The sequence below is a fragment of the Virgibacillus oceani genome (assembly GCF_041521345.1).
Taxonomy (GTDB): Bacteria; Bacillota; Bacilli; order Bacillales; family Amphibacillaceae; genus Virgibacillus_N; species Virgibacillus_N oceani_A.
Map to the genome: position 1 here is coordinate 51885 of NZ_JBGOHB010000011.1, position 26785 is coordinate 78669.

The following is a 26785-nucleotide window of genomic DNA, read 5'->3' on the forward strand; positions in this document are numbered from 1 at the left end:
TGGCGAATAGTGAGCCTCCTCGTGTTGCACGTCTTTCAATGCAGATGCACGACGAGCAATAAAGATTGCTGACGCCCTGCGGGGTCTCACCGATGCTTTTCTCCCGCAGGACAAGTAAGGCTTCGGCAGTGTTACACCTTCGTAAGAAAACGCAAATGCATATTCAATAAGTCTACGTTTATTCGGGCTGCTAACGAAATAATATTCCTTCAGCTTTAGTTAATAACAACAAATCTTTTCGGTGGGACGAATAATCGCAGTCCCAATTTCTCAGAAAATAACCATTCGTTTTAAACCTAATAGTTACGCTTTAGTTTATTTTTTATCCTTGTCGTCATCCATTTCTTCATAATCTGCATCCACTACATCTTCACCGCTGTCCTGGTTTTCTTCAGTTCCTTGCTGAGCTTGCTGTTCTTGCTGCATTTGTTCATACATTTTTACAGAAAGCTGTTGAACCTGTTCTTCCAATTTCTCTTTCTTTTCTTTAATTTGGTCCAAGTCACTCGCTTCCAGTGCCGTTTTTAATTCTTCTTTTGCAGCTTCTGCATTTTGTTTTTCCTCATCAGAAACTTTTTCACCTAGATCTTTAATCGTTTTGTCTGTAGTGAAGACAAGCTGATCTGCTTCATTGCGCAATTCTACTTCTTCGCGGCGCTTTTTATCTTCTTCTGCATTTTCTTCTGCTTCTTTTACCATGCGATCTACATCATCATCTGAAAGACCGGAAGATGATTTAATCGTAATCGATTGTTCTTTATTTGTCCCCATATCTTTGGCACGTACATTTACAATACCATTTGCATCAATATCAAAGGAAACTTCAATTTGCGGCATCCCTCTTGGTGCTGGAGGAATATCTGTCAATTGGAAACGACCCAGTGTTTTATTATCTGCCGCCATTTCCCGCTCACCTTGAAGCACATGGATATCCACTGCTGTCTGGTTATCAGCTGCAGTTGAGAATACCTGTGAATGGCTTGTAGGAATCGTTGTATTACGCTCAATTAACTTAGTAAATACAGATCCCATTGTTTCGATTCCAAGTGATAATGGTGTAACATCCAATAATACGACGTCTTTCACATCACCTTGAAGTACACCGCCCTGGATAGCAGCACCTATAGCAACAACTTCATCAGGGTTAACACCTTTGGATGGATCCTGGCCTACTTCACGTTTAAGTGCTTCTTGTACAGCCGGGATACGAGTTGAACCACCAACTAAAATAACTTTATTAATTTCGTTTGCAGATAAACCTGCATCTGATAAAGCTTTACGGGTTGGAATCATTGAGCGCTCTACAAGCTCTGCAGATAATTCCTCAAATTTAGCACGGGTTAAATTCATTTCCAAGTGCAATGGGCCTGCATCTCCTGCTGTGATAAACGGCAATGAGATTTGTGTTTGAGAAACACCGGAAAGATCTTTCTTTGCTTTCTCTGCTGCATCCTTCAACCGCTGTGTAGCCATTTTATCCTGTGACAAGTCAATTCCATTTTCTTTTTTAAATTCGGCAACCATATGATCGATTATTGCATCATCAAAGTCATCACCCCCGAGACGGTTGTCACCTGCTGTTGAGATAACTTCAAATGTACCGTCACCGATATCTAAAATAGATACGTCAAATGTACCTCCCCCAAGGTCATAAACTAAAATCGTTTGATCCTGGTCTTCTTTATCAATACCATATGCTAATGCCGCTGCTGTTGGCTCGTTAATAATACGCTCAACTTCCAAACCGGCAATTTTACCTGCATCTTTCGTAGCTTGACGCTCTGCGTCATTAAAATATGCAGGTACGGTAACAACTGCTTTCTCTACAGTTTCTCCAATATAATCTTCTGCATAGGATTTAATATGCTGCAGGATAATTGCTGATACTTCCTGTGGTGTGTATGCTTTTCCCTCAATTTCTACTTTGTAATCCGTTCCCATGTGTCGTTTCACGGATTGAATCGTGTTAGGGTTTGTAATTGCCTGACGTTTTGCAACTTCCCCAACTTGTCTTTCTCCATTTTTAAAGGCTACAACAGATGGTGTTGTGCGGTTTCCTTCCGGGTTTGGAATAACAACCGATTCTCCACCTTCCATTACGGATACACATGAATTTGTTGTTCCTAAATCAATTCCAATTATTTTACTCATCTTCCATTTCCTCCTTCACTTACTGACAATTATTTATTTACTTTTACCATTGCCGGACGAATTACCCGGTCTTTAAGCATATAGCCTTTTTGCAATTCTTCTACAATTATGTTGGAATCTGCATCTTCATCCTCGGTTTGCATAACAGCATGATGAAGATTTGGGTCAAATTCTTTTCCGGCGGTTTCAATTTCTTCAACACCTGCTGATTTTAACGCATCTTTTAATTGGTTATAAACCATGGTGATCCCATTGATTATTCCCTTTGTTTCACCGGTTGGTTCTACTTGAAGTGCTCTCTCAAAATTATCAACGACCGGCAGCAGTTCATTAACCAAGTCCTGTGATTTATATTTAAGGCTTGCTTCTTTTTCCTTCGCTGATCGCTTTTTAAAATTATCATATTCTGCCTGTAAACGAAGCATCTGCTGATATGTCTCATCTTTTTCTTTCTTAAACGCTTCTAGTTTTTGTTGGAATGCATCCTGATTATCTTCCTCATTTTCCGCCTCTTCATGATTCGCATCAATCACTTCAACTTCTTCTTGTTCATTGTTGTATTGTTCATCTTCCATAGTAGATTTTTCTTCCTTTTCCATTACTGGTACACCTCCTGAATGACATATCGGTGAAAAACATCGATAGAAAATATACATTGTTAGAATCCTGATTTTTAACAAACCTAGCAGCAGTCTTTACATGAACGATATATGAACTTTTCGATAGCAATGTACCCCTTCCGCAGCATCCATTGTATACTAATGCATGTTAATAAGTGTATTTCTTACATACCAAATTGGTGGCAGGTGCAACCTCCTGCCACCTATAAACAGAGATTTTAACCATTGTTTTTATACCACATATACAATGCTTCTGTCATTTCATTTGATAGTATCTTTAATAGTGAAATGACCCTTCTATATTCCATTCTAGTTGGGCCAAGCAATGCTATCGTTCCATGCTGACCTTCATCCAATCGATACGTGGCAGTAATCAGGCTGAATTCCTTAATTGCCTCCACTTGATTTTCCTGTCCAATAGTAACATTAATCCCATCATCTGTCTGTTTTAGCAGCGTTGCAATTTCATCTTCCTTTTCCATCATGGTTAAGAAAGTACGAATCTTCTCCACATCATTGAATTCTGGCTGCATTAAAATGTTTGATACACCGCCGACATATAATTTTACCGGCTGTTCTGGCAGGAAAGCCGTTTTTAAATAATGATAGGATCGATCGAAATCATCCAAGTATTTTTTCATTATCGAAATAATCTCCGAATTGAAGAGCTCCGGCAAACTGATCACAGGGGAGCCGGCAAGGTGGTGATTAATAATATTAACCATTTTCTCCAAATCAGATGAATTTATTTCGGCTGGGATGCTAAAGGTACGATGCTCCACATGACCTGTATTGGTTACAAGTATAGCTACAGCTGTGTGCGGAGACAAAGTGATCATCTGAATTTGTTTTAATTTGGTTTCCAGCAACTCCGGCCCCAAAATGATAGATGTATAATTTGTTAATTCGGATAGCACTTCAGCTGACAATTGGACAATCTGTTCAAATTCATAAAAACCGTCCTGGATGATATCCTTGATCACATTTTTATTGTTAATACCAGATAGGGATGCAATAATATGATCTACATGACAGCGATACCCTTTTTCCGAGGGTATCCGCCCTGAAGATGAATGTGTTTTTTCCAAAAAACCCTTTTCTTCCAAATCTGCCATTTCATTCCGTATTGTGGCGGCACTGTACGGTATGGTGCCTTTTTTGGCAATGGCTCTTGAACCTACGGGATGTGCTGTCACTATAAATTCATCAATAATGACTTGTAGAACCAACATCTGCCTTTCTGTTAACATGATGTTCACCTCTGTTAGCACTCTAATGAAGTGAGTGCTAATTCTAATAATAAATTATCAAATCATTATTTCTTTGTCAACGAACTTGATTTACAAAGAAAATGCTATTTTAATTGTCATTGTACCAGGACATCATCCAATAGAAATCTTTCAAACACTTCGTTTGCCAATAGTTTCCCTTCATTTGTCAAATAAATGTCCGTTTCGCTTTCTTTTAACCATTGTTTATCATTTAATTCATCGAGGGCGCCCCGGTAATATTTATCCATAGAAAACCCAAATTTTTCCTTAAACTCAAGTTTATTGACCCCCTTCATTCTGCGCAGACCCAAAAATAATTCTTCTTCAATTTCCTCCCTCAAACCAATTTCATCTGTATGCAAAATAGGTGTTCCATCCTTCATAGCCTGCTTTGTATAGGCAGGCAGCGGACGCAGGTTACCATATCGTTTTCCGGGTACATACCCATATGCACCAGCTCCAAATCCGAAATAGTATTCATTACCCCAATAGGTTAAATTATGCCTGCTTTCAAAACCGGGTTTTGCAAAATTGCTTATTTCATATTGCTCGAGTCCATGACGTTTTGTTGTGTCCATTAAAATATAATACATTTCGACTTCCTCTTCCGGCTTAGGACGATGCAGTTTTCCTTTTTTATGCCGCTGATAAAATATCGTTTTCGGCTCTATTTGTAAAGAATAAGTAGATAGATGCGGTAAATTCAATGATAAAGCCTCATCCAGCGATTTCCTGAAATGCTCCACTGTCTGCTTCGGGAGCGCATAAATCAGGTCTGTACTTATATTTGTAAATCTGTATTGCTGCAGCAAATTTACCGTATTATATACATCACTTGTTTTGTGTAATCTGCCAAGCTCCTCAAGCATCTCATCATCAAAAACCTGTACACCAAGGGAAATCCTATCCACACCATAGGCATGCAGCAGCTTTACTTTCTCTTCGTCAAAGTCACCGGGGTTTGCTTCGATCGTATACTCCTCACAACCTGTTACATCGAATTTTTCATTGATGAATTCGAGCAGCGTACGTAATTGCATCAAGTTTAAGGCAGTCGGTGTACCACCGCCGATGAAAATCGTTTTAATTTTATTTTGTTTTCCTGGAACATTCACATGTATTTCATTTATTAACGCTTCTATATATTCATCTGCCAATTTTTCATTGTAAAAAAACTTGGTAAAATCACAGTAATGACAAATCTGTTGGCAGAATGGTATATGAATATATACAGATTGTATTGTATTCATTTCTTCTACTCTCCTTAGTTAGTGATCCTTTATAAGGGTGCGTCTTTGCTCTTGCACACCTAAAAAGGGGAAAACTTATATGCCTACTTGGCTGTAAGTTCTCCCTTTCCTCATTCAACCTTAATCATCATTCATTTCCAGCACTGCCATGAATGCTTCTTGTGGCACTTCTACGGATCCTACCATTTTCATACGCTTTTTACCTTCTTTTTGCTTTTCCAGAAGTTTTCGTTTACGGGAAATATCCCCGCCGTAACATTTGGACAGCACATTTTTTCGCATTGCTTTAATAGTGGAGCGGGCAACTATTTTATTTCCGATTGCTGCCTGCACGGGCACCTCAAATTGCTGTCTTGGGATAAGGTCTTTCAGTTTATCAACTATCTGCTTGCCTCGTTCATAAGACATATCCCTGTGTACAATAAAGGATAACGCATCAATGGTTTCTCCATTTAATAAAATATCCATTTTTACTAATTTGGAAGATTTGTACCCAATGAACTCGTAATCAAAGGAAGCATACCCTTTTGTTTGCGATTTTAGCTGATCAAAAAAATCATACACAATTTCCGATAATGGAATGTGATAAACAACATTCACTCGAATTTCATCAAGATACTTCATATCAACAAACTGGCCGCGTTTCTTTTGTGCGATTTCCATTACAGGCCCTACGAAATCATTTGGAACCATGATAGTAGCTTCTACAAAGGGTTCGCTAATATCTTCAATTTGCTGTGCATCAGGCATCATCGAGGGATTGTCAATCTTCAATGTTTCTCCATTTGTCTGTTCTACCTCGTAAATAACGCTTGGTGCTGTTGTAATTAAATCTATACTGAATTCCCGCTCAATCCGTTCTTGTATAATTTCCATATGCAATAGTCCCAGGAAACCGCAGCGGAACCCAAAACCGAGCGCCTGGGAGGTTTCCGGCTCGTATTGCAGTGAGGAATCATTTAATTCGAGCCGTTCCAATGCTTCTCTTAAATCATTATAATTATTGGAGTCTACTGGAAATAATCCGCAAAAAACCATTGGATTTAACTTTTTGTAACCCGGCAGTGGTTCTTCGGCAGGTCGGTCAATATGAGTAATTGTATCCCCCACCCGCGTGTCACCGACATTTTTAATGGACGCAGTTAAAAATCCGACATCGCCTACTGTTAACTCTTTTTTATTAATAGGTTTTGGCCCAAACACCCCTATTTCATTTACTTCGAATTCTTTTCCAGTAGCCATCATTTTAATTTTATCGCCGACTTTCACTGATCCTTCTTTAATACAAGTATAGGCAATTACACCGCGATAGGGATCGTATAATGAATCAAAAATAAGTCCCTTTAAAGGATCGGTGTTATTACCAGTCGGTTCGGGAACTACTTCAGTTATTCTTTCAAGGATCTCCTCAATACCAATGTTCGACTTTGCCGATGCGAGTATTACTTCATCGCCATCTATCCCAATAACATCTTCCAGCTCTTTTTTTACTCGCTCGGGATCTGCGCTAGGCAAATCGATTTTATTAATTACCGGAATAATTTCCAGATCGTTATCCATGGCGAGGTATACATTGGCAAGTGTTTGGGCTTCAATGCCTTGTGCTGCATCCACAACTAAGATAGCTCCTTCACAGGCAGCCAGACTCCGTGAAACTTCATATGTAAAATCGACATGGCCCGGTGTATCAATTAAATGAAAAATAAATTCTTCGTTATCTTTACTTGTATATCGCAGTTGTACTGCATTTAGTTTGATCGTGATTCCACGTTCCCGCTCCAAATCCATAGCATCAAGCAATTGTTCTTTCATTTCACGCTCTTCAATTGCTTTTGTGTTCTCAAGGATCCGGTCAGCCAGGGTTGATTTTCCATGGTCAATATGAGCAATAATGGAAAAGTTCCTTACATTTCTTTGTTTCTTAGTCATTACTAGTGTTCACTCCTACATGTCTTCTTCTTAGAAAACTTGGATTCCGTCAAGTCGAAAACCTCAATGAACGAAAAATAAATTTCTCGTTTGCAAAGTTCGATTCCATAGTATGCACATATGCAGATAAGTAAGCATTATACGCACATAGGCTGTAAATTAAAAAAAGTTCAACATAACAATCGGCAATTACTAGGTTGATTATAGCATAGAGTAAGCTATATTCAATAATAACGTTAAATCGCCTTGTTTTTTGAACTCTAATTAATAGTGCTTTTTAAATGAATGAAGTTTTTATTCAGAAAAAAATTTGTGCAAACTGATAAAGTATGTGAACAATCACGTCATAAACCCCTTTGACACCCGCTTCAAGGAATGATGCTGTCTGTTGTGTGAAATTGTTCTGTTCAGCTACCTCTACCATTTCATCGCTTGCAGTATTAGCTTGTTTTTCATCGTTAAAAAAACTGCTTTCTTCAGATTCATTTTCCTCTAGATGATTTTCCATAACAGAATTAGGTGCTGCGGAATTTCCTTGATCCATTCCGTAAAGCATACCGGATAAAAAAAAGACAGCCAGTAATAATAGAACAATAAATGAACGTATCATTTCATCCCCTCCTAATCATCTGCATCAACTGCTTCAGCATCCCAATAGTATTCACTGAATACCTCTGCCAGAATTTCTGCTGATCGGTTTAATTCATCCAGTGTATTTTCCACCCCGCCAAATTCAAATAACAATGCATTTTCGTTTAAGTCCTGATTAAATATTCCATTCGTTCTGGCACCTTCCAGCGGCAAATAGCCACGGCTGACCCCCGGATATTTTTCTTCCAGCAGATGATGCAATTCTTTTGCCAGTTCGAGATTTTTTTCATAAGCTTCATGCTCCGCTCCAACTACAAATAAAATTCGGCCATATGTTTCTCCGTCAATTTCTGTTGTTGTTTTGTCCCTGGAAATAGAATCCCGGTGGATATCAAATAAATAGTTGAGATCACTATTCCCTGCCATTGCTTCTTCTACGATTTCCCTTGATGCCTGATAGGATTGTCCATATCCCCAGTCCCGCTCATTTAATATACTCATGAAATCATGTTCATCTACCTGGGAGCCAATTCCTTTTCCCTCTAATGCCTCAGCAAATCGCTCACTGACTTTCGTAATATTCACTTCATCATGATGCGCTTGATCAGGGTTTGACACATCTGGCAGATGCGGTAGAAAAGACTCTCGGTTATGCGAATTATAGATAAACACCACATTCCGGTCGCCGGTGGATGGTGTTATTTCTTCCTGTGTATCTTGCGGTTCCTCTTTCTCCTCTTCTTCTTGTTCTTCATTAAAAACAGCTTCTCTTTCCTTCAACACTTCTTCCAGCGGAGGGGATGACTCAACTGGCATATTTGCATAATTAGTGCCTTCTCCGGCAATTAAAATTCGATCATAAACAGAAAATCCCGGTATTTCGTTGCCCAGCAGACTTCGTGGATCGTTTGGTTTTATACTTGTTGCAATCTGCAGTAAAGTGGTGGATAGATTTGGCATTGTTTGGTTATTAGGATATGCCTGCTGAAATACACGATTTTCTATACCAAATAAGTACAAAAAGGTAGAACTGTCGATATCGCTTGTCCACTCGGTAATCGTTTGAATGGACAGACGGTAAGCAGGTTTTACCGTTGTTAAAAAACCGATGGAAACAAATAAAATAACTATACTCATTAAATAAATCCCGCTTTTTTTAAAAAAAGGATTAAATCGCTGATGCTTAGAAGCATTTTTGCTTTGTAACATACTGGTTTCACCCTCCTGAAGCCCTTATAGTAAAAATCTATGAAGTGACTCCAGGAAATAGAACCAAACTTTCATTTTTAATAGAACCTGAATTATCTCGTATAGGAAGCAAAATTATCAACGTCGACCTGCTCGTGCAATGCTGCATTGACACCATTTGCTATTACATTGGCCATATCAATCATGAATCCATCCACTTCTTTTGGAGTTACCATTAAATTATGGCCAATAGGAGTTAGAACTTCATTAATCAACTTCCGCTTTTCCTCGTCTGATAATGTTCCAACGATCCCTAAAAACGTCTCCCGCTTTTCCTCATCCGGGAGGTCTTCCTCTGTGTATTCCTTATTTCCAAATGTTAATCCTGCAGGTGACAGCGATCTGGATGGTTTATCCTTTTCATCCCATTCGCGCCCGAAATGCTTCAGCAAAAAATCTATTGTATCACTTGCAATGGTTACAGCATCGACCACGGTAGGAACACCGATTGCCATCACCGGAATACCAAGTGTTTCTTTACTCAATTCTTTTCGTTTATTTCCAACTCCTGACCCTGGATGGATCCCAGTATCCGAAAGCTGAATTGTCTCATTTACTCTTTCGATCGATCTCGATGCAAGCGCATCAATGGCAATAACAAAATCAGGTTTAAACTCCTCTACAACGCCGAAAATAATATCGCTCGTTTCAATCCCGGTTACTCCCATTACGCCTGGTGTGACAGAAGCTACTGGGCGGTAACCGTCTGAAACTGATTCATGCTCGAGTTCAAACAAATGACTTGTTACCATGATTTTTTTTGCAGTCATCGGACCAAGTGCGTCCGGTGTAACATTCCAATTACCAAGTCCTACAATTAATCCTTTACTATCGAGAGGGATATTATTTTTTGTAATTAATTGTTCCAGTTCCTTTGCCAGGATTTCTGCAGCTTTTTCCTGTCTTGCGGTATCTTGCCTTTTTACACCATCTGCATAAATGGTTACATAGGAACCCTGCTTTTTCCCAATCAATTCTTGCCCCTTCTCATCAATCTCTACATAGGTGATTTTTATATTGTCCTGTTCCCTTTCCTTTACGGTTACCCCTTTCAGCTGACTTTCTTTTTCCACCTTCTCTTCCTGTTGAACAAACATATCACGCGCTTCAACTGCAAGGTCTGTTCTGACTTGAAAATTTAATTGTTCATTACTCATCGTTTTCACCCTTTCACAATTCCTCAATAATAGCGTTCACAAATAAATAAAAGTCATACATGCCTGATGAAAGCTCTTGAAAACAGGGAAGACCTCTGATAAAATGCTATTGTCCACTAAAATGGATTTAGATTCGGCCATTGCTTTTATTTTTAGCTACATTAGCAATTATGATCTAACATGCTTACATTTGGGAGGTGAAACCAATGGCTAACATTAAATCTGCAATTAAACGTGTAGAAACAACAAATAAAAAACGTGCACAAAACGGCGCACAAAAAGCTGAAATGCGTTCAATGATTAAACGTGTAGAAACACTAGTGGAAAAAAACGACGTGGAAAATGCTAGAGCTGCGTTGCAATCTGCCAAGAAACATATTGATAAAGCGGTCCAAAAAGGACTTATTCACAAAAACAACGGAAACCGTCAAAAGTCCAACCTCGATCAAAAAGTGAAAGGTATTGGTGCCTAACAGAAGCGGAAGCGCCGAGTTAGCAACGTACAGACTGGCCTTGGGGCTGCGCTGAATGCTCACCCTACCGTAAACATTCGATATCGCTGAGTGTTGGAGCTGGCCCGGGCTGTTTCTATATTATAAATCATCCACAAACCCTAAATGATATATTTCCTAAGCAGAAAAAATGATCCCATATACCGGGATCATTTTTCATTTCAATATTATCACCTTGGCGCTTTTTCTTGCTGAATCAGATCATACAACAGAAATTCAAATGCAAGACCTTTCTCCATTGTGCCCTGTTTCATTTGCGCATCCGTACTCGCCAATTTATCCATAATGCTTTTCAGATTTGAAAGTGTAAATTGCCGTTCTCTTTTTAATGCTATTTTAATTACAAATGGGTGTGCCCGCAGCCGCTTTTGCATGTCAAATTGACTTATTCCTTTTTGTTTTAACAGTTTTACCTGCAAGAGCATCCGAAACTGAAAAGCAAGCAATGCAATAAGTGCTATCGGTTCTTCTCTCATTTTTTCCAGATCTTTATAAATCGATATCGCTTTATGTAAATCACGGTCAATGACTGCATCCACAAGTCGCAGTGAGGAGCTTTCTGGCGTACGTGATAATAAACCTTCCGCAGCTTCCTTCGTAATGGAGCCGTTATCACCTGCAAATGCGGCAAGCTTTCCTATTTCGTTTTCTAAGAGATGCAAGTTTGTTGACAGCTCGGTTTCCATAAGCTCTCTTGCGTCCTGATCAATATTCACGTTATACTTAGAACTCAATTCATCCAGCCAGCTGCCCGTCTCATACGCTTTAACTGATTGACATGGAACGATCGTAGACTTTTTTTTCAGCAGTTTGCTGATTTTTTTTCTTTCGTCTATCTTTTCATATGGAGCAATAAAGGCAATAATCGAGTAATCAGCCGGATGATCCAGATATGCTTCAAGAATGGAAAGATCATGCTCGAAATCAAGTGTGTCCGGTTTCGCTTTTAAAAAGACCGGGTTGGTTGCAAGGATTAATTTTCTATCTTCAAAAAAAGGAAAGGTTTCCGCATCCCTGATTACTTCCTGTACAGGGGACTCCTTCAGGTCATAAACAGCTACATTATCTTTTTCTTCCCCTAACACTGCTTCAGTTATCTCGGTTCTAAATTGCTGTATAAAATAGCTTTCTGACCCGTAAACTAAATAAACCGGCGAAATCTGTTTCTTTTTAATTTGTTTCATCACTTCCGAATATGACATCGCGTCCACTCCACTAATTGATTTTCCTATACTATAATGTTAATGGTAAATTGTTCATTGTCGAATAGCAAGGAAATCAGGGGAATTTTAAGAGCAAAAATCCCCCTGTCATCTATATCAACGTTCAGCATACAGACCTAGGAACTGTACACTAAACGATATTTGCTGTGTACTTATAGATTTTCCCGACTTAGTAATACTATAGATGTAAAGTCTTTCTAAAAATGGATAAGCATATTATTATGTGACATTTTATAGGCAAAAGTAGATTTTTTCTGGAATTTATTCTATACTAATGATGACATAGGAGGGGTTAGTGTGAATGAGTTTGAAAATGATGTTCAATCAAAAAATAATGATGTAGTTGATTCAATTAAGGGCTTTGGCTTTTCATTCATTTTCTGGGTGTTACTTTTCACTATTGGTGTCATAATCAGTGTAGTTATGCGATAACAGCAACAAAACTTATCGGCACATAGAATAAAGAGACTGAATTACGACAGTCTCTTTTTTATTTGTACAAGTGATGATGAAATATGCGAATAACTTTTCCTACAAACTGCTTTATCTTCATCATATCCTATGGCATGAACTTATAAAATGTTCCTTCATTTTGTTTAAAACGAAACTGGACTGCTCCATTTTTGTCCGTTCGTAAAATGACTGACTCTTCTAAACGTGTTAACACCTCACTGGAAGGATGGCCATAGGAATTATTAATGCCTACCGGAATTAAAGCATACTTTGGATTTATTGCATCAATAAACGATTGACCCGTAGAAGTGTCACTGCCATGGTGTGCCACCTTTAAAACATCAACACTTAAATTGGGATAATGTTCGATTATTTCTATTTCTTCCTTTTTGCCGATATCACCAGTAAAAAGCCACTGTTTGCCTCCTGCTTCTGTATATAAGACAAGTGAATTTTCATTTGCTCCTTCTTGATTCTGAACTGGTGCCAATACATGAAAATATTGACCACCTAATTCCACGCCTTCCCGATGAGAAATCCTTTTGATATCCACATTATTTTCCAGCCAGTGCAAAGCAGTTTGATCATTAAATTGATAAAACTCACTGACAAGGATTTGATCAATATCCAATTCCTCAACCATAAAAGACACACTTCCCATATGGTCCATATCCTCATGGCTAATAAAGACAGCATCAATTTTTTGGATTCCTCTTGAATAAAGATAAGGTTTGATAATTTGTTTGTATACATTATTATTTGGTTCCATGTCTTCAAAAGAATACCTTGCCCCTGCATCGATCATAAAAACCCCTCTACGATAAGGAAGCTCTATAACAAAGGCATCTCCTTGTCCAATATCCAGCATGGTGATCCTTCCTTCAGAAGATAAATACGGCTGCATCAATAAGCCGGTCATTAATAAACAAATACATATTCCATATACAAAGCTTTTCTTCCTGTTATTTTTTTCCATATGAAACATCATGATAAGTAAGAATCCATAGTAACCAACAATGAACGTAAGTGGCATGGAACCTGTAATCCAAGGAAAACTAAAATGAGCATCAATAAATTTGATGAAATTCAGAAAATGACGATGTACAAATAGGAAGATATAATCAAACATACCAGACAGCATAGAAATTGGTGCCGTTATTAAAATTAGGAACATACCAGGAATAACAAGAAAGGAAAAGTATGGTACTACGATAACATTCAGAAGGATGGACAGCGGCTGAAAATAAGAAAAGTAGTTCATTAGAAGCGGCAGAATCATCATTTGGGCAATAAAGCTTATTTGCAATGTCTGAAACAACATGTGACCAGAAGAAGCAATCCAACTTCTGGAAAGCAATAATCCGAAAGTAACGGTAAATGATAATTGAAAACCTACATGATAAATAATATAAGGATCAGAAAGAGTTAATAATAGAAACACGATGCTAAGTACATCGGTTAAAATTAGATGGAGCTTCAATTTATTCAATATTATAAAAAGGAAAACCATTGTACTTGCCCGCCATACAGACGGTTCTCCCCCGGCTACAATCGCGTAAACCGGCAGAAATAACAGCATAATCCAGGCTGCTTTCTCTTTCGTTGCCAGATTTAACTTAATGAGCAGAAAATAAACGACAGAAATAATGATCCCGACATGCAGACCTGAAATGGCAAGAATATGGGATAAACTCCAGCGCTGAAATAATTCAATGGTATCGTCCGCAATATCATCGTCATTGCCTAGAACCAGTGCATTTAACCAGGCTGCTGTATAAGGATTTATGTTTTCTTCAACATAGCGGAATAATGTGGCACGGAGGGAGTAAAAACGATGGAAGAAAGCCGAGCCTTCACACGTTATTTCATCCAGGGAAGAAACAATGATCTGTGTCGTAATGTCCCTTGTTAATAAATATTCCCGGTAATTAAACTGACCCGGATTTCTGCTTTCATCAGGTAATTGCTCTGCTCCAGGAACCGTACAAGCTGCACCATATTTCAAATGGGAATATTGACTGTATGCAAGTGAGTCCTCGCTATCTTGAGGAAAAAATAGGATGAGGGTATTTTGTCCTGTTTCTTTACGGAGGGTAAATTCCACTTTCTGCTTTGAAACATCCACTTCACTGCTAATGGTACCCTGAATATCTCCTGTTTCAGGTTCAGTTATGTCTGTGAAGTTTAAATCAGGGGAAGGTATATAGCTGTAGAAGAAGATGTAACAGGCTAAGGATAAAATAATAGGTGTTTTCCCTAACCGGTTACTGAAGTATAAATAACTGATCCAAATTAAAAAAAGGATCAAAGACCAATAATGACTGAAATGTACATTGAAAATACTAACCACAACAGCAATTGCTGGAATATGCCAATAACCTTTCATATCTGTTCCTAAGGCTTTTCCGGAAAAAGTTTTTCCGCCTGCTGTTTTAATTTATCGACTTCATCTCTATTACCCATCATAGGTTCAAGTCTTCCCAGCAGCTCATCTACATAATTTTTTTTCTGCTGGTAATTCGTATCTACAGCCAAATAGTCCAGCTCTACTTTTTTCATTTTCACTCCGGCTTCCTCGAATAGCTGAATAGCAAATTCATTGTTACGATAGTCTTCCTCATAGTACACCGTCTTAATTCCTGCTTGAATAAGCTGCTTGCTGCATTGCAGGCAAGGAAAATGGGTAATATAAATATCTGCGTTCTTGGTTGGAACGCCAAATTTGGCACATTGCAAGAGGGCATTGGCTTCTGCGTGAACCGTACGCACGCAATGTCCATCCACAACATAACAGCCTTCATCAATACAATGAACACTGTCGGAAACACTTCCGTTATATCCGCCCGCGATAATCCGTTTTTCACGCACAATAGTGGCACCTACCATTAGTCTCGTACAAGTACTGCGGAGTTTCAGCAATTGACTTTGTGCCATAAAATATTGATCCCAAGATATTCTTTCCATCTGATATTCTCCTCATGTTATTTAAAATTGATATAAAGTTCCTACGATAATACATAACTCACCATTTCAGTTTACGTTTATTAACATTATTCGTCAAAGAACTAAGGTATAATTAAATCATCTTTGATATTGTCCAGTGTTTTTTGCCCGATCCCTGATATTTCAAGCAACTCGTCGACCGTATGAAATAAGCCATTTTCTTCCCTATATTGAATAATAGCTGCTGCTTTGGACGGGCCAATCCCGCTAAGCGATTCAATTTCCATTTGATCGGCGACATTAATTCGAATCTTTCCCAAATCATCAGTTCCACTGGTGGTTGAGTCTCCTTCTTCACCGATTTTCGATATAATAATAATCATTTCATCATGAACCTTTTGGGCCAAATTCACCTGTGTCTGATCAGCCTCATCCGTAAAACCACCTGCTTTATGAATGACATCGTCCACCCGGGAATTTGCTGACATTTCATATACACCCGGATTCCGTACTTCCCCTTTTACATCTACCATGAACTCCATTTCATGTGATTGGTTGTCCTCTTTTGATTTATCATCTCCCTCTGCTGCTAAAACTTCTTGTAACTCAGCCTCTGGATTAGCACCTCCATCATCTCTTGTTATAAATAAAAATAGACCAATGACAATAACAACAGGCACAAAAAATAACCCTTTTTTTATAAAATTATTCAAGTGGGTCACATCCTTTTGATTGGAAATCAAAGTTGGTATCAATTCACGAAGTAAAGAAGTGGCTTCAGGAGGGTATTAAGAGAAAAAAAGCAGCTATTATTAATATATTCGACACCAACCCCGAAAATCCTTTTAAAAAATAGCACAGGGAAAATTAAATTTACCCAGTGCTATTTTCTGCTAAGAAGAAAATTCTTTCCGTGTCTTCTTTTGGATGTCCATTTTTCAAAGAAAAATCGCCATACAATTTTATATTCCTGAATCCTGCATCAGCTAATAATTTTTTATAAATTTCAATTGAAAACGTCCGCTGATGGTGTAATTCATCAAACCGAATATACGTACCGCCTTCTAATGAAAAAAATGTTATTTCATGAAACACTTCGCCAGGAGCATCGCCTCTAGTACAAAACCAGATATAAGACGTATCTTCCGTTACATCTGCAAATGTCTGATTCATTAATTGATGCTCTAGATGATGTAAAGAATGCACATCAAATATAAATTGCCCGCCAGGTTTTAATGCATCTGCAACCCGGTGAAAAACAGCACTTAATTCCTTTTCCGTTGTAATATAATTGATAGCATCACAATAGCTGATCACAAGATCCATATCCGCAAACCCGACAAGGTCGCGCATATCCTGATGAACCCATTGGATAGACATGTTTTTATTATTCGCTTTATGGGCAGCCAATGTCAGCATATCCGAAGAATAATCCACACCTGTTACCTGATAACCACCCTCAGCCAGCCGCAATGCAATTTCGCCTGTACCGCAGCCCAAATCAATAATAGATTGAATAGCGCGATCTGAGTCATTTATGATTTGTGTTGTAAATTCCAGCCACTCATCATAAGGTGCATCCGCCATAAATGTATCGTAAACACTAGCCATATGTTTATAAGCCATGCTTATTCCCCGCTCAAATGCAATGTAACCTGGTCTGCATCTCCCCAAAGACGTTCCAGCTTATAATAATTCCGTTCATCTTTATGAAAAATATGACAGACAACATCCCCGAGATCTACTAAAACCCATCTTGCCTGTTCAAACCCTTCCATCCGGTTTACCTGAATTTCACTTTCATCCATTGTTTCCTTAACACCGCGGGCAATAGCCTGTACCTGGCGCTCCGTATTTCCGTGGCAAATTAAAAAATAATCCGCTACAAGTGAAACTTCATTCATATTTAATGCAAGAATATTTTCTGCTCTTTTTTCATCACATGCATTTGCAGCAAGCTGTAATACTTCTTCCTTTTCCATCTATAAATTACCTCCATTCAGGCGATTCGTTAAATCATTATAAGCATGAAATGTATCCGGATAAACAGTGGCTTCCTTCTGTATGAGAAACATGCAGGTATTTCGAGCCGTCATCCAGCATGCACGAAGCAAATCGGTTTCAGCCATCTCCCTTACTTCCTCTACACCCGGAAAATTTCTCTTTGGTTCTATATAATCAGCTAAAAATATAATCATTTCGAGTTTACTCATCTTTCCTTTTCCTGTCGTATGGTAATGGATCGCTGAGAGGATATCTTTATCTTTTATTCCGCATTCCCTCTCAACTAAAACTGCTCCAACCGGTCCATGCCATAGTTCGTGATGATAATTCAGTAAATCTTTTGGCAATGTTCCGGTTGTTTTAATCCATCTTGCCATTTCCTCAGGTTCCCGGTATTTTGCATAATCATGGAGAATAGCCGCAAGTTCGGTTTTTTCCTCGGAAGCATCATATAACTTTGCCAAGTGAATACCCGTTTCTGCAACTCTTAACGTATGTTCAAACCGTTCCCTTGTTAACTGCTTTTTTACTGTATCTATCGCTTTATCTTTCTTCATACAATCGTTTCTCCTTAATATAGCTGTATACTTTTTCCGGCGTTAAATAGGCAACAGATTCGCTGTTTTTCAGCCGCTCCCTTAGTAATGTGGATGAGATTTCAATGATCGGTATGTTAATTTCAATGATCGGATAATGAGAAGAGAGCTTATATCCGGATCTTTTAACACCAACAAAATCCACCATACGGATGAGTTCATTAATCTTATGCCAATGAGGCAAGTATTCAACCATATCCGCCCCAATGATAAAATAAAAATCCACAGACGGATGGTTTTCCTTTAATAAAGAAATCGTATCAAACGTATAGGAGTTTCCTGAGCGTTCAAGCTCAATGGTATTTACCTTGAAAATCGGATTGGAGGCGATGGCTAATTCCACCATCCTCACCCTGACTTCCGGACTTGCTATGGCACCATCTTTATGCGGCGGAGTAAAGGATGGAATAAACCACACCTCATCCAATCCGACTTTCTGCCGGACTTCTTCCGCTATAATTAAATGACCGAGATGGGGCGGATCGAATGTACCGCCTAAAATACCTATTCGCTTCATAACACCCATCCTCTTTAAGGTAACTGTATCTGTTTATTTTCTGCCGATTCTTTATACAGGACAAAATTGTTTCCGATTACTTGCACAATTTCTGAGTCCGTACCATTAGCAACTTCATTTACTACATCATCTTTATCATCCATATTATTTTGTAAAATACTTACTTTAATCAATTCCCGTAGTTCCAGTGCTTCATTGATTTGTTTCAGCATATTATCATTAACACCATCTTTGCCAACCTGAAAGATTGGCTTTTCATGATGTGCTTTTTTCCGTAAAAATCTTTTCTGTTTGCCTGTCAGCATATTATCTTCCTTTCAGTTCTGCCATTAATTCCTCATCCATCATATCAATTGGTATCCTCTTACCTGTCCATAGTTCAAAAGCATATTGTGCCTGGTATAAGAGCATCGTATGTCCATAATGAAGCGATGCCCCGGCTTTTTCTCCCTGCAGTAAAAATGCAGTATTAATTGGCTGATAGATAATATCACTTACAATCGCATCTGTTTTTACATTTTTTAGCGAAAAAATTGATTTTTCTTCAGCTGGTTTCATGCCAACTGATGTCGTTTGTATAATGAGATCGTAACTGCCTGCATACTGCTGTGCTTCTGCCAGCGTTAAAGACTTGGAATTGATTTCATCATTTCTGTTTTCCAAGATTTGCGCAGCACTCTTTTCGGTACGGTTACCAATGTCAATGTGGCTAAAACCTTCCTGGCTCAAAATGACATAAATCCCCCTTGCCGCACCACCTGCCCCAATAATAAGTATTCTTCTTGAATTATCCGAAAAAAATTCGGGGTATTCACTTTCGAGCGAACGCAAATAACCGACTCCATCCGTATTATAGCCTGTCCAAACGCCATGCTCATTTACTACCGTATTTACAGCACCCATTTTTTGTGCAATAGGGTTTACTTTATCCAAAAAGGGTAAAATATCCTGCTTATACGGAACAGTCACATTAAAACCATTCACCTGGCTCGATTTCAATTTTTCTATTTCATATTCAAAGGAGGCGGCCGGGTCAATTTCATGTATGGTATATTCCCCTTCCAGGCCAGCCTTGTTTAAAAACTTTTTATGGATCCAAGGTGACAATGAATGCTTAATTGGATAGCCAATTAATGAAAATCGATAATCCATACTGCTCCCCCTTAAATTAATGCTTTTCTTCGTGTTACTGTTACTCCCTTTGGACTATGCGTAATAATTGTTGTATTCGGGCTATCAATACTTATCCAGCCCAGCCCTGGGAATACAATATCCATTTTTTCATGTTTTATATGAAATGTATTTTCAACTAATGGAGGTAATTGAGCAATCGTTTCTTTATTAGGCGGAACCAATAACTCCCCGACATGATTTTTATACAAATTATCTGCTTTTTCCAGTTTTGTACGATGAATTTCTAATTCATTTGAAAAATAACATACAAATGACTGTTTCTCCCCTTTAATAAAATCAATTCTGCCCAATCCACCAAAAAACAGGGTTTGTCCACTGTTCAATTGATAAACACGCGGTTTTATTACTTTCCGTGGCGTGGTCACTTTTAAATCTGCAGCAGATAGCAAGTGCGTGATTTGCTCTTTATTTACAATACCAGGTGTATCAATTAAAGATGTGTCGTCATCCAATGGTATCTCAATAAAACCTAATGTGGTACCGGGAAAATAGGAAGTTGTTACCACATTACTGTAACCGGTAGACTGTTTAATTAATCGATTAATAAATGTGGACTTTCCAACATTGGTAGCTCCAACAATATATACATCCCGATTATTTCTCCATGTTTCTATCTTCTCTTCCAGCGGTTCAAAACCATATCCTTTTTCCGAGGATATTAAAAGGACATCTTTTACAGTGAGGCCTGCTTCTTTTGCAGATGCCCTCAACCAATGGATGACTTTTCTTTCATTTGTGGATTTTGGCAATAAATCCATTTTATTTCCAACTAAAATAATGGGATTATCCCCTACGATCCTTGGAAGGCTCCTAAGCAAGGTCCCATTAACATCAAAAATGTCAATCAGATGTACTACCAGACTTTTTGTATTTCTAATTGTACTGATCATTTGCAGGAAATCATCATCCGTCACTGCTACTTCCTGTACTTCGTTATAATGCTTTAAACGGAAACACCGTTTGCACAACGGATTCTCCTTTTCCAGGGATGCTAATGGTATATACCCCAATTCTTTTGGATCCCTCGACTGGAGAGATGCCCCGCATCCCTGACAAACTGTTTCTTCCATCCTTATTCCTCCCAGCTGATTTTGCCCTTACGCCGCATATAACTTAAAATTCTTCTTTCAATCTGCCGGTTAAACCGGGTGATTTTTCCATCGGTTTTTACAATCGGTACAACCAGTATCGTATAAAAACCTGCATAATTGCCGCCAAGGACATCCGTTAAAACCTGATCCCCGATAACAACAACTTCTTCCCTTTTTAATTCCATCTCTTTTGCCGCTGTTTTAAAAGCACGGCCAAGAGGCTTTCTCGCACTATAGACAAACGGGGTTCCGAGCGGTTCAGAGAAGATCTTAACCCGCTCCTGTTTATTATTTGATATAATTGTAATTTTTATATCATGATCTTTCATCAACTGGAACCACTCTATAACTTTCGGGGAAGCATCCTTCACATTCCATGCAACGAGCGTGTTATCCAGATCCGTTATAATACCTTTTATCTCCTTATCTATTAACATTTCCGGGTGAATATCAAAAATGCTTTTTACGTGTTCGTTAGGCAAAAATAATTTTAACAACATGGACACCTCAATTGATTACTGCTTTTAGCGTTTACCGATTTTTAATTATAACCCTATCGTATAACAACTTTCTAGTATTATAAAGTGAAATAGGAAAAAACTGCACTTTCCTCATTGGGAACATAGCCATTTCCTGATAAACGAACTGGCTCACGATACAGCAGTCTACAATTTTAGCGCAAAAAATGATAGTACTTTAAGGATGGTGCAAATATGTGTAAAATAACTAAAATCGTTCGACAAATACTTGCATAATTTGCGCTGTGGATAACTTTATTCACATAATAAACAGGGTGATAACAAGTCAAATTAACATATATTACTTTTTACGCACAAGTTATCTACAAGTGGATGTAGATAAGTCACGCCTTGTCCACGCCGGCATTCCGTGTTAAATTATTACTAATCTATTTTGAAATGGGAGGGCTGTATTGATGGAACATTTGTCAGATGAGTTACTATTGGAATCTTATTTTACAGCAAATGAATTAAAATTAAGCCCTGATTTTCTATTATTAATTGAAGAAGAAATTCATAGAAGACGATTATCGTATAAAATAAAAGATGGCACAAAAAGCTAATAATGTGTTTAAAACAACCCTTACAAATAAGTTATTTGTAAGGGTATTATTTTTTTATAAAGGGAATAATAAATTTGCTTGCAGCACTCCCGATTTATCTGGATAAATGACCGTGTAATAAATATTTTTTTTATCATTTTTTCCTTGTTTCTACTTATTTAATAACCAATTTAATTAAATAAATTTATCGATGATAATCCATGCAAGCTGAATAAAAATACGTTATACTAAGCAATAAGTTTTAGATAGAATAGGTTTTTTAAAGCAAGACTGCGTATTAAGTTAGGGGGTTGTTTTTTTGACTGCTTTACATTGGGTGACAATATCACCCTTTATTTTGGCAATATTAATTCCGATTATATACAGGTATACAAAACGATTACATACTGGCTGGTTTGTTTTACTCCTTCCACTTATTTTATTCATTTACTTCTTCTCCAATTTGCGAGAAATATCAAATGGTAACGTTATTCATCACTCGATGCCATGGGTGCCATCTCTTGGCATTAATTTTGATGTTTATTTGGACGGATTGAGTATGCTGTTTGCCCTTTTGATTACAGGAATCGGCACATTGGTTATTTTGTATTCCATATATTATTTGTCCAAAAAGAGTGAGAAGCTAAATCAATTCTATGTTTATATGTTAATGTTTATGGGCGCCATGCTCGGTGTTGTTCTATCAGAAAACCTAATTGTTCTATATGTATTTTGGGAAGTTACCAGTGTTTCCTCTTCCCTCTTGATCAGTTATTGGTATCACCGGGAGAAATCAGTGCAGGGTGCCCTTAAATCCATGTACATAACGGTTTTCGGTGGACTTTCTATGCTTGGCGGTTTCTCCTTAATCTATGTTATGGCCGGTTCTTTCAGTATTCGTGAAATTATTGCAAATGTTGAGCTGGTAACAGGAAGCGCACTGTTTTTACCGGCGATGCTGCTGATTTTGTTAGGGGCATTTACAAAATCGGCCCAATTTCCATTCCACATTTGGCTGCCGGATGCAATGGAAGCTCCTACACCGGTAAGTGCTTATTTGCACTCAGCAACCATGGTTAAGGCAGGTATATACTTAATCGCCCGCCTTACACCGGTATTTGGCGGATCAGCCGAATGGTTCTGGATAGTTGCGGTTGCCGGACTCATTACCCTGCTATGGGGTTCTGTTTCTGCGGTCAGACAAAAGGATTTGAAATCCATCCTGGCTTACTCTACTATTAGTCAGCTTGGTTTAATTATGACTTTACTTGGAGTAGGTTCAGCTGCCATTTATTTTGAAGGTGTACCGGATGAGCTGTACTACATAGCAATTCTGGCTGCTGTCTTTCATTTAATTAACCATGCCACATTTAAAGGCAGCTTGTTTATGACTGCGGGTATTGTGGACCATGAAACTGGAACAAGAGATATTCGCAAGCTTGGCGGATTGATGACAATTATGCCGATCACGTTTACCATTTCGTTGGTCGGGATTATGTCTATGGCTGGTATACCGCCTTTTAACGGCTTTATAAGCAAGGAATTATTTTTTACAGGTACTTTAAATGTCATGGATTTTGAAATGCTTGATTTAAGCACCTGGGGAATTATCTTTCCTGTTGTGGCTGTAATAGCAAGCATCTTTACTTTTCTGTATTGTGCAATTTTATTTTTCAAAACGTTTACTGGAAAATTCAAACCGGAAAATTATGATGTGAAGGTCCACGAAGCGCCAATTGGCATGCTGATCAGCCCGGCTATCCTGGCATCTTTAGTGATCATTTTCGGACTTTTTCCGAATGTGCTTTATGATTCAATCATTTATCCAGTAATGACATCTATATTGCCAAATATAACAGAACCAATTGACTACCATCTAACCTTATGGCATGGGTTTAATACGGAATTGTTTATGACTATTGTAGTCGTTGTTGTTGGTACTATATTGTACCTGCTCATGAAAAAATGGTCACAAACTAACTTTTATCTAAATGAAAGGGATCCATTTAATAACTTGTATGATCATGGTTATGATGGCCTGGTTAAAGGCTCTCAGGCAATTACCAGGGTACAAATGACAGGGCTTTTGAGAGACTATTTTGTTTACATGTGTGCCTTTTTTATCTTAATGGTTGGGTATACCATTTTCCGCAGTGATGCGTTTGCTGTAGATATAGTAAATGTCTCTGAAATAAGTCCTTTTATGTGGGGACTTGCTGCAGTATTTAGCCTGGCCATACTGGCCGTTCCTTTTATTAATAACAGAATAACTGTCATTGTCGTTGTCGGTGTAATCGGATTTATGATGGCACTATTCTTTGTCCAATTCAGGGCGACAGACTTGGCGCTAACTCAATTACTCATAGAAAGTGTACAAGTTGTTCTGTTCATGCTTGTATTTATGCATTTACCAAAGCTCAAGAAAGAAACTTTCAAACCGGCAGTCAATCTCGTTAACATGGCTATTTCGATTGGCGTTGGAGCCATCATTACCGTTGTCGCATTAAGTTCTTTTGCCATGGGCAGTGAAGCTGGATATGATACCATTGCAGAATTTTTCCTTGCCAACGCAAAAGAATTGGCGGGAGGATATAACGTCGTTAACGTCATACTGGTTGATTTCCGTGCACTGGATACCATTCTGGAGATCGTTGTACTTGCCATTGCTGCGCTTGGCGTGGTTGCTTTAATTAAACTTCGCTTTACCGGGAGGGAAGATGTATGAAACAGCTGAATACGAATAATGTCATGCTTCATACGCTGGTGCGCATCGTTTCATTTGTTGTTCTTGCATTTTCCATCTATTTATTTTTTGCGGGACATAATGATCCCGGCGGAGGCTTCGTTGGCGGCTTAATGACTGCAGCTGGCTTTGTTTTACTGTATCTTGCCTTTGATATGAAAACTTTGAAAAAGGCACTGCCTTTCAATTTTGACTTCATTATTGGCGGAGGAATACTGATTGCGCTTATTACAGGGATAGCTTCGATGTTGTTTGGCTTCCCGATTTTCACCCAATTCTTTGAATATTTTCAGGTTCCTTTCCTGGGTGAGATTGAACTGACGACTGCCCTGCCTTTTGACCTTGGCGTCTATCTTACCGTTGTAGGAGCTGCCTTATTGATTATTTTAACGATTGCGGAGGATGATAATTAATGGAAATACTCATATCCATCATCATTGGTATCCTCTTCACTGTTGGCACTTATATGCTGCTTATGAGGAGCCTGTTGCGTGTCGTTATTGGTACAATGTTTCTATCGCATGGCGCTCACTTGCTTCTCTTAACGATGGCGGGACTACAACGGGGCGGACCGCCACTCTTGGGGTTTGAATCAGAGGCATACAGTGATCCGCTTCCTCAGGCGTTAGTGTTGACAGCTATTGTTATCAGTTTTGGTGTAACTTCTTTTTTACTCGTGCTGGCTTATCGCACTTTTAAAGTACATGAGACAGATGACTTGAACGAATTAAGGGGATCTAAAGATGAATAATATAGTTATACTTCCAGTACTAATTCCATTTTTTACTGGGGCACTACTCATTTTATTTACAAAAAAACATAGAATGCAGCGCATCATCAGCAGTATCAGCGCGCTTGCTATTTTGGCATCTGCGGTTTATCTGGCTGTTTATGTGTATCAAAATGGCATCACTGTTTTGGAGCTTGGTGATTGGTCTGCACCCTTTGGCATTGTTTTGGTAGCAGATATATTTGCCACGATCATGGTTATTCTGTCTGCGATTGTTGGGGTTGTTTGTCTGTTCTTCACTTTTCAGACCATTGAGCCGAAACGAGAAAAGTTTTACTTCTACCCTTTCTACTTCTTTCTTTTAACTGGCGTAAACGGTGCTTTCCTTACAGGGGATTTATTTAACCTGTTTGTATTTTTTGAAGTAATGCTCATCGCATCCTATGTACTTATTGCACATGGGGGTACCGGCTACCAGCTTAGGGAATCATTTAAATATGTGGTTATAAATGTGTTCTCGTCCATGCTGTTTTTAGTTGGCATTGCCTATATTTACGCAGTTACCGGTACAGTTAATATGGCGCATCTTTCAGAAAGGGTTGCAGAGCTCGAACAGGCTGGTGCATTGAATGTTATTGCAGTAGTGTTTTTCTTCGTGTTTGCCATTAAAGGTGCGCTGTTCCCACTGTATTTCTGGCTGCCGCGTTCCTATTACGGGCCGCCTGCCGCAATTGCCGCATTATTTGGCGGCTTATTGACCAAAGTAGGGGTGTACGCAATTATTCGTACATTTACATTAATCTTTTACCATGATGCAGGTTTTACACATAAAGGCATCATCACTACCATTGCAGGTTTTACCATGCTGCTAGGCGTACTTGGTGCTGTATCTCAATTTAATTTCAAACGGATTCTTTCCTACCATATTATCAGTCAGGTCGGTTATATGGTGATGGGGCTAGGTGTATTTACTACCCTAGCGGTAGCTGGTGCGATTTATTATATTGTGCACCATATTATTGTTAAATCAGCATTATTTCTGTTTGCCGGAGCGACACAGAAAATCACGGGAACGAACGATTTAAAACAAATGGGTGGTTTACTGAAATCACATCCATTCCTTGCCTGGATGTTCTTTATTACTGCTTTATCACTAGCGGGTATTCCCCCACTAAGCGGGTTTTTCAGTAAGTTTCCGATTATATTATCCAGTTTTCAGGAAGAGCAATATGTTATTGGTGCTGTCGCCCTATTGGTTGGCTTATTGACTTTGCTTTCTATGATGAAAATATTCAGCTATGTGTATTGGGGAAAACAAAAGCATACAGATGCGCAGGCAAAATATCCGATTGGAAAATTATTATTACCTGTAGTACCTCTAGTCGCGTTAACCATCATACTCGGTTTTGCAGCTGAACCTATTTTTTCTTATTCTTTACTGGCAGCAGAACAAATAATGGACCCGTCCTATTATATTGATTCTGTTTTAAAGGAGTAGTTAT

The 26785-nt window shown here is 38.5% G+C and carries 27 protein-coding genes; 7 read left to right on the top strand and 20 right to left on the bottom strand.

Annotation, left to right across the window (positions count from 1 at the left end; all coding sequences use genetic code 11):
* Window positions 1-315: 315 nt before the first annotated feature.
* The 8 genes from dnaK to gpr all read right to left on the bottom strand — a co-directional run bounded on the left by dnaK (window position 316) and on the right by gpr (window position 10217).
* A complete protein-coding gene (gene dnaK, locus ACDX78_RS09820; protein WP_486027423.1) occupies window positions 316-2151 on the bottom strand; it encodes a molecular chaperone DnaK in 1836 nt (611 codons plus the stop codon).
* A gap of 29 nt (window positions 2152-2180) precedes the next feature.
* Entirely contained in the window at window positions 2181-2750 is a 570-nt protein-coding gene (gene grpE, locus ACDX78_RS09825; protein ID WP_486027425.1) for a nucleotide exchange factor GrpE, read from the bottom strand.
* A 239-nt stretch (window positions 2751-2989) separates the two neighbouring features.
* Window positions 2990-4021, bottom strand: a complete 1032-nt coding sequence (gene hrcA, locus ACDX78_RS09830; RefSeq protein WP_486027427.1) for a heat-inducible transcriptional repressor HrcA — start codon at window positions 4019-4021, stop codon at window positions 2990-2992.
* A 116-nt stretch (window positions 4022-4137) separates the two neighbouring features.
* Window positions 4138-5292: a radical SAM family heme chaperone HemW gene (gene hemW / locus ACDX78_RS09835; protein ID WP_486027428.1), complete on the bottom strand. Its 1155-nt coding sequence runs from the start codon at window positions 5290-5292 to the stop codon at window positions 4138-4140.
* 120 nt (window positions 5293-5412) lie between these two features.
* Complete coding sequence (gene lepA / locus ACDX78_RS09840; protein WP_486027430.1) at window positions 5413-7221, bottom strand: translation elongation factor 4; 1809 nt, start codon at window positions 7219-7221, stop codon at window positions 5413-5415.
* Between the two features lie 298 nt (window positions 7222-7519).
* Window positions 7520-7831 (bottom strand): hypothetical protein, encoded by a 312-nt coding sequence (locus tag ACDX78_RS09845; protein ID WP_486027432.1) that lies wholly within the window; start codon window positions 7829-7831, stop codon window positions 7520-7522.
* An 11-nt stretch (window positions 7832-7842) separates the two neighbouring features.
* The gene (spoIIP, locus tag ACDX78_RS09850; RefSeq protein WP_486027434.1) at window positions 7843-9021 is read right to left on the bottom strand and encodes a stage II sporulation protein P; all 1179 of its coding nucleotides are present in this window, start codon (window positions 9019-9021) and stop codon (window positions 7843-7845) included.
* A 92-nt stretch (window positions 9022-9113) separates the two neighbouring features.
* The gene (gpr, locus tag ACDX78_RS09855) at window positions 9114-10217 is read right to left on the bottom strand and encodes a GPR endopeptidase (RefSeq protein WP_486027435.1); all 1104 of its coding nucleotides are present in this window, start codon (window positions 10215-10217) and stop codon (window positions 9114-9116) included.
* A gap of 206 nt (window positions 10218-10423) precedes the next feature.
* Between gpr and rpsT the strand changes: the two genes are divergently transcribed.
* Window positions 10424-10690, top strand: coding sequence for a 30S ribosomal protein S20 (gene rpsT, locus ACDX78_RS09860; RefSeq protein ID WP_486027436.1), 267 nt, complete (start codon window positions 10424-10426; stop codon window positions 10688-10690).
* 209 nt (window positions 10691-10899) lie between these two features.
* Here the strand turns inward: rpsT and holA are convergent, their stop codons facing one another.
* The gene (gene holA / locus ACDX78_RS09865; protein ID WP_486027438.1) at window positions 10900-11931 is read right to left on the bottom strand and encodes a DNA polymerase III subunit delta; all 1032 of its coding nucleotides are present in this window, start codon (window positions 11929-11931) and stop codon (window positions 10900-10902) included.
* Window positions 11932-12249: 318 nt separating this feature from the next.
* On the opposite strand from holA, the gene ACDX78_RS09870 reads away from it, so the two are divergent.
* The gene (locus ACDX78_RS09870; RefSeq protein ID WP_486027440.1) at window positions 12250-12384 is read left to right on the top strand and encodes a YqzM family protein; all 135 of its coding nucleotides are present in this window, start codon (window positions 12250-12252) and stop codon (window positions 12382-12384) included.
* A 127-nt stretch (window positions 12385-12511) separates the two neighbouring features.
* On the opposite strand, the gene ACDX78_RS09875 is transcribed toward ACDX78_RS09870, so the two are convergent.
* The 11 genes from ACDX78_RS09875 to ACDX78_RS09925 form a co-directional block, all read right to left on the bottom strand.
* The gene (locus ACDX78_RS09875; protein WP_486027442.1) at window positions 12512-14791 is read right to left on the bottom strand and encodes a DNA internalization-related competence protein ComEC/Rec2; all 2280 of its coding nucleotides are present in this window, start codon (window positions 14789-14791) and stop codon (window positions 12512-12514) included.
* 8 nt (window positions 14792-14799) lie between these two features.
* Window positions 14800-15369: a ComE operon protein 2 gene (locus tag ACDX78_RS09880; RefSeq protein WP_486027444.1), complete on the bottom strand. Its 570-nt coding sequence runs from the start codon at window positions 15367-15369 to the stop codon at window positions 14800-14802.
* A 101-nt stretch (window positions 15370-15470) separates the two neighbouring features.
* Window positions 15471-16061, bottom strand: a complete 591-nt coding sequence (locus tag ACDX78_RS09885) for a helix-hairpin-helix domain-containing protein (RefSeq protein WP_486027446.1) — start codon at window positions 16059-16061, stop codon at window positions 15471-15473.
* 160 nt (window positions 16062-16221) lie between these two features.
* On the bottom strand, window positions 16222-16974 hold the full coding sequence (locus ACDX78_RS09890) for a class I SAM-dependent DNA methyltransferase (RefSeq protein ID WP_486027448.1): 753 nt from the start codon (window positions 16972-16974) through the stop codon (window positions 16222-16224).
* A 2-nt stretch (window positions 16975-16976) separates the two neighbouring features.
* The gene (gene rsfS / locus ACDX78_RS09895; protein WP_486027450.1) at window positions 16977-17330 is read right to left on the bottom strand and encodes a ribosome silencing factor; all 354 of its coding nucleotides are present in this window, start codon (window positions 17328-17330) and stop codon (window positions 16977-16979) included.
* Window positions 17331-17909: a bis(5'-nucleosyl)-tetraphosphatase (symmetrical) YqeK gene (yqeK, locus tag ACDX78_RS09900; protein ID WP_486027452.1), complete on the bottom strand. Its 579-nt coding sequence runs from the start codon at window positions 17907-17909 to the stop codon at window positions 17331-17333.
* Window positions 17896-18465, bottom strand: a complete 570-nt coding sequence (locus ACDX78_RS09905; RefSeq protein ID WP_486027453.1) for a nicotinate-nucleotide adenylyltransferase — start codon at window positions 18463-18465, stop codon at window positions 17896-17898. Before ACDX78_RS09905 ends, yqeK begins: the two co-directional genes overlap by 14 nt.
* 14 nt (window positions 18466-18479) lie before the next feature.
* On the bottom strand, window positions 18480-18770 hold the full coding sequence (gene yhbY, locus ACDX78_RS09910; protein WP_486027455.1) for a ribosome assembly RNA-binding protein YhbY: 291 nt from the start codon (window positions 18768-18770) through the stop codon (window positions 18480-18482).
* A 1-nt stretch (window position 18771) separates the two neighbouring features.
* Window positions 18772-19617, bottom strand: coding sequence for a shikimate dehydrogenase (aroE, locus tag ACDX78_RS09915; protein ID WP_486027456.1), 846 nt, complete (start codon window positions 19615-19617; stop codon window positions 18772-18774).
* Window positions 19618-19628: 11 nt separating this feature from the next.
* Window positions 19629-20729 carry a ribosome biogenesis GTPase YqeH gene (yqeH, locus tag ACDX78_RS09920; RefSeq protein WP_486027458.1) on the bottom strand — a complete coding sequence of 367 codons (1101 nt, stop codon included), beginning with the start codon at window positions 20727-20729 and terminating at the stop codon, window positions 19629-19631.
* A gap of 2 nt (window positions 20730-20731) precedes the next feature.
* Complete coding sequence (locus ACDX78_RS09925) at window positions 20732-21247, bottom strand: YqeG family HAD IIIA-type phosphatase (protein ID WP_486027460.1); 516 nt, start codon at window positions 21245-21247, stop codon at window positions 20732-20734.
* 437 nt (window positions 21248-21684) lie between these two features.
* Here ACDX78_RS09925 and sda point away from each other — a divergent pair, with 437 nt between their 5' ends.
* The 5 genes from sda (at window position 21685) to ACDX78_RS09950 (ending at window position 26781) form a co-directional block, all read left to right on the top strand.
* On the top strand, window positions 21685-21831 hold the full coding sequence (gene sda / locus ACDX78_RS09930) for a sporulation histidine kinase inhibitor Sda (RefSeq protein WP_486027461.1): 147 nt from the start codon (window positions 21685-21687) through the stop codon (window positions 21829-21831).
* Between the two features lie 298 nt (window positions 21832-22129).
* Window positions 22130-24535, top strand: coding sequence for a Na+/H+ antiporter subunit A (locus tag ACDX78_RS09935; RefSeq protein WP_486027463.1), 2406 nt, complete (start codon window positions 22130-22132; stop codon window positions 24533-24535).
* Window positions 24532-24966, top strand: coding sequence for a Na(+)/H(+) antiporter subunit B (locus tag ACDX78_RS09940; RefSeq protein WP_486027464.1), 435 nt, complete (start codon window positions 24532-24534; stop codon window positions 24964-24966). Before ACDX78_RS09935 ends, ACDX78_RS09940 begins: the two co-directional genes overlap by 4 nt.
* Window positions 24966-25304 (top strand): Na(+)/H(+) antiporter subunit C, encoded by a 339-nt coding sequence (locus ACDX78_RS09945; RefSeq protein ID WP_486027466.1) that lies wholly within the window; start codon window positions 24966-24968, stop codon window positions 25302-25304. The genes ACDX78_RS09940 and ACDX78_RS09945 overlap by 1 nt, the downstream gene beginning before the upstream one ends.
* Entirely contained in the window at window positions 25297-26781 is a 1485-nt protein-coding gene (locus ACDX78_RS09950; RefSeq protein ID WP_486027467.1) for a Na+/H+ antiporter subunit D, read from the top strand. The genes ACDX78_RS09945 and ACDX78_RS09950 overlap by 8 nt, the downstream gene beginning before the upstream one ends.
* Window positions 26782-26785 lie beyond the last annotated feature (4 nt).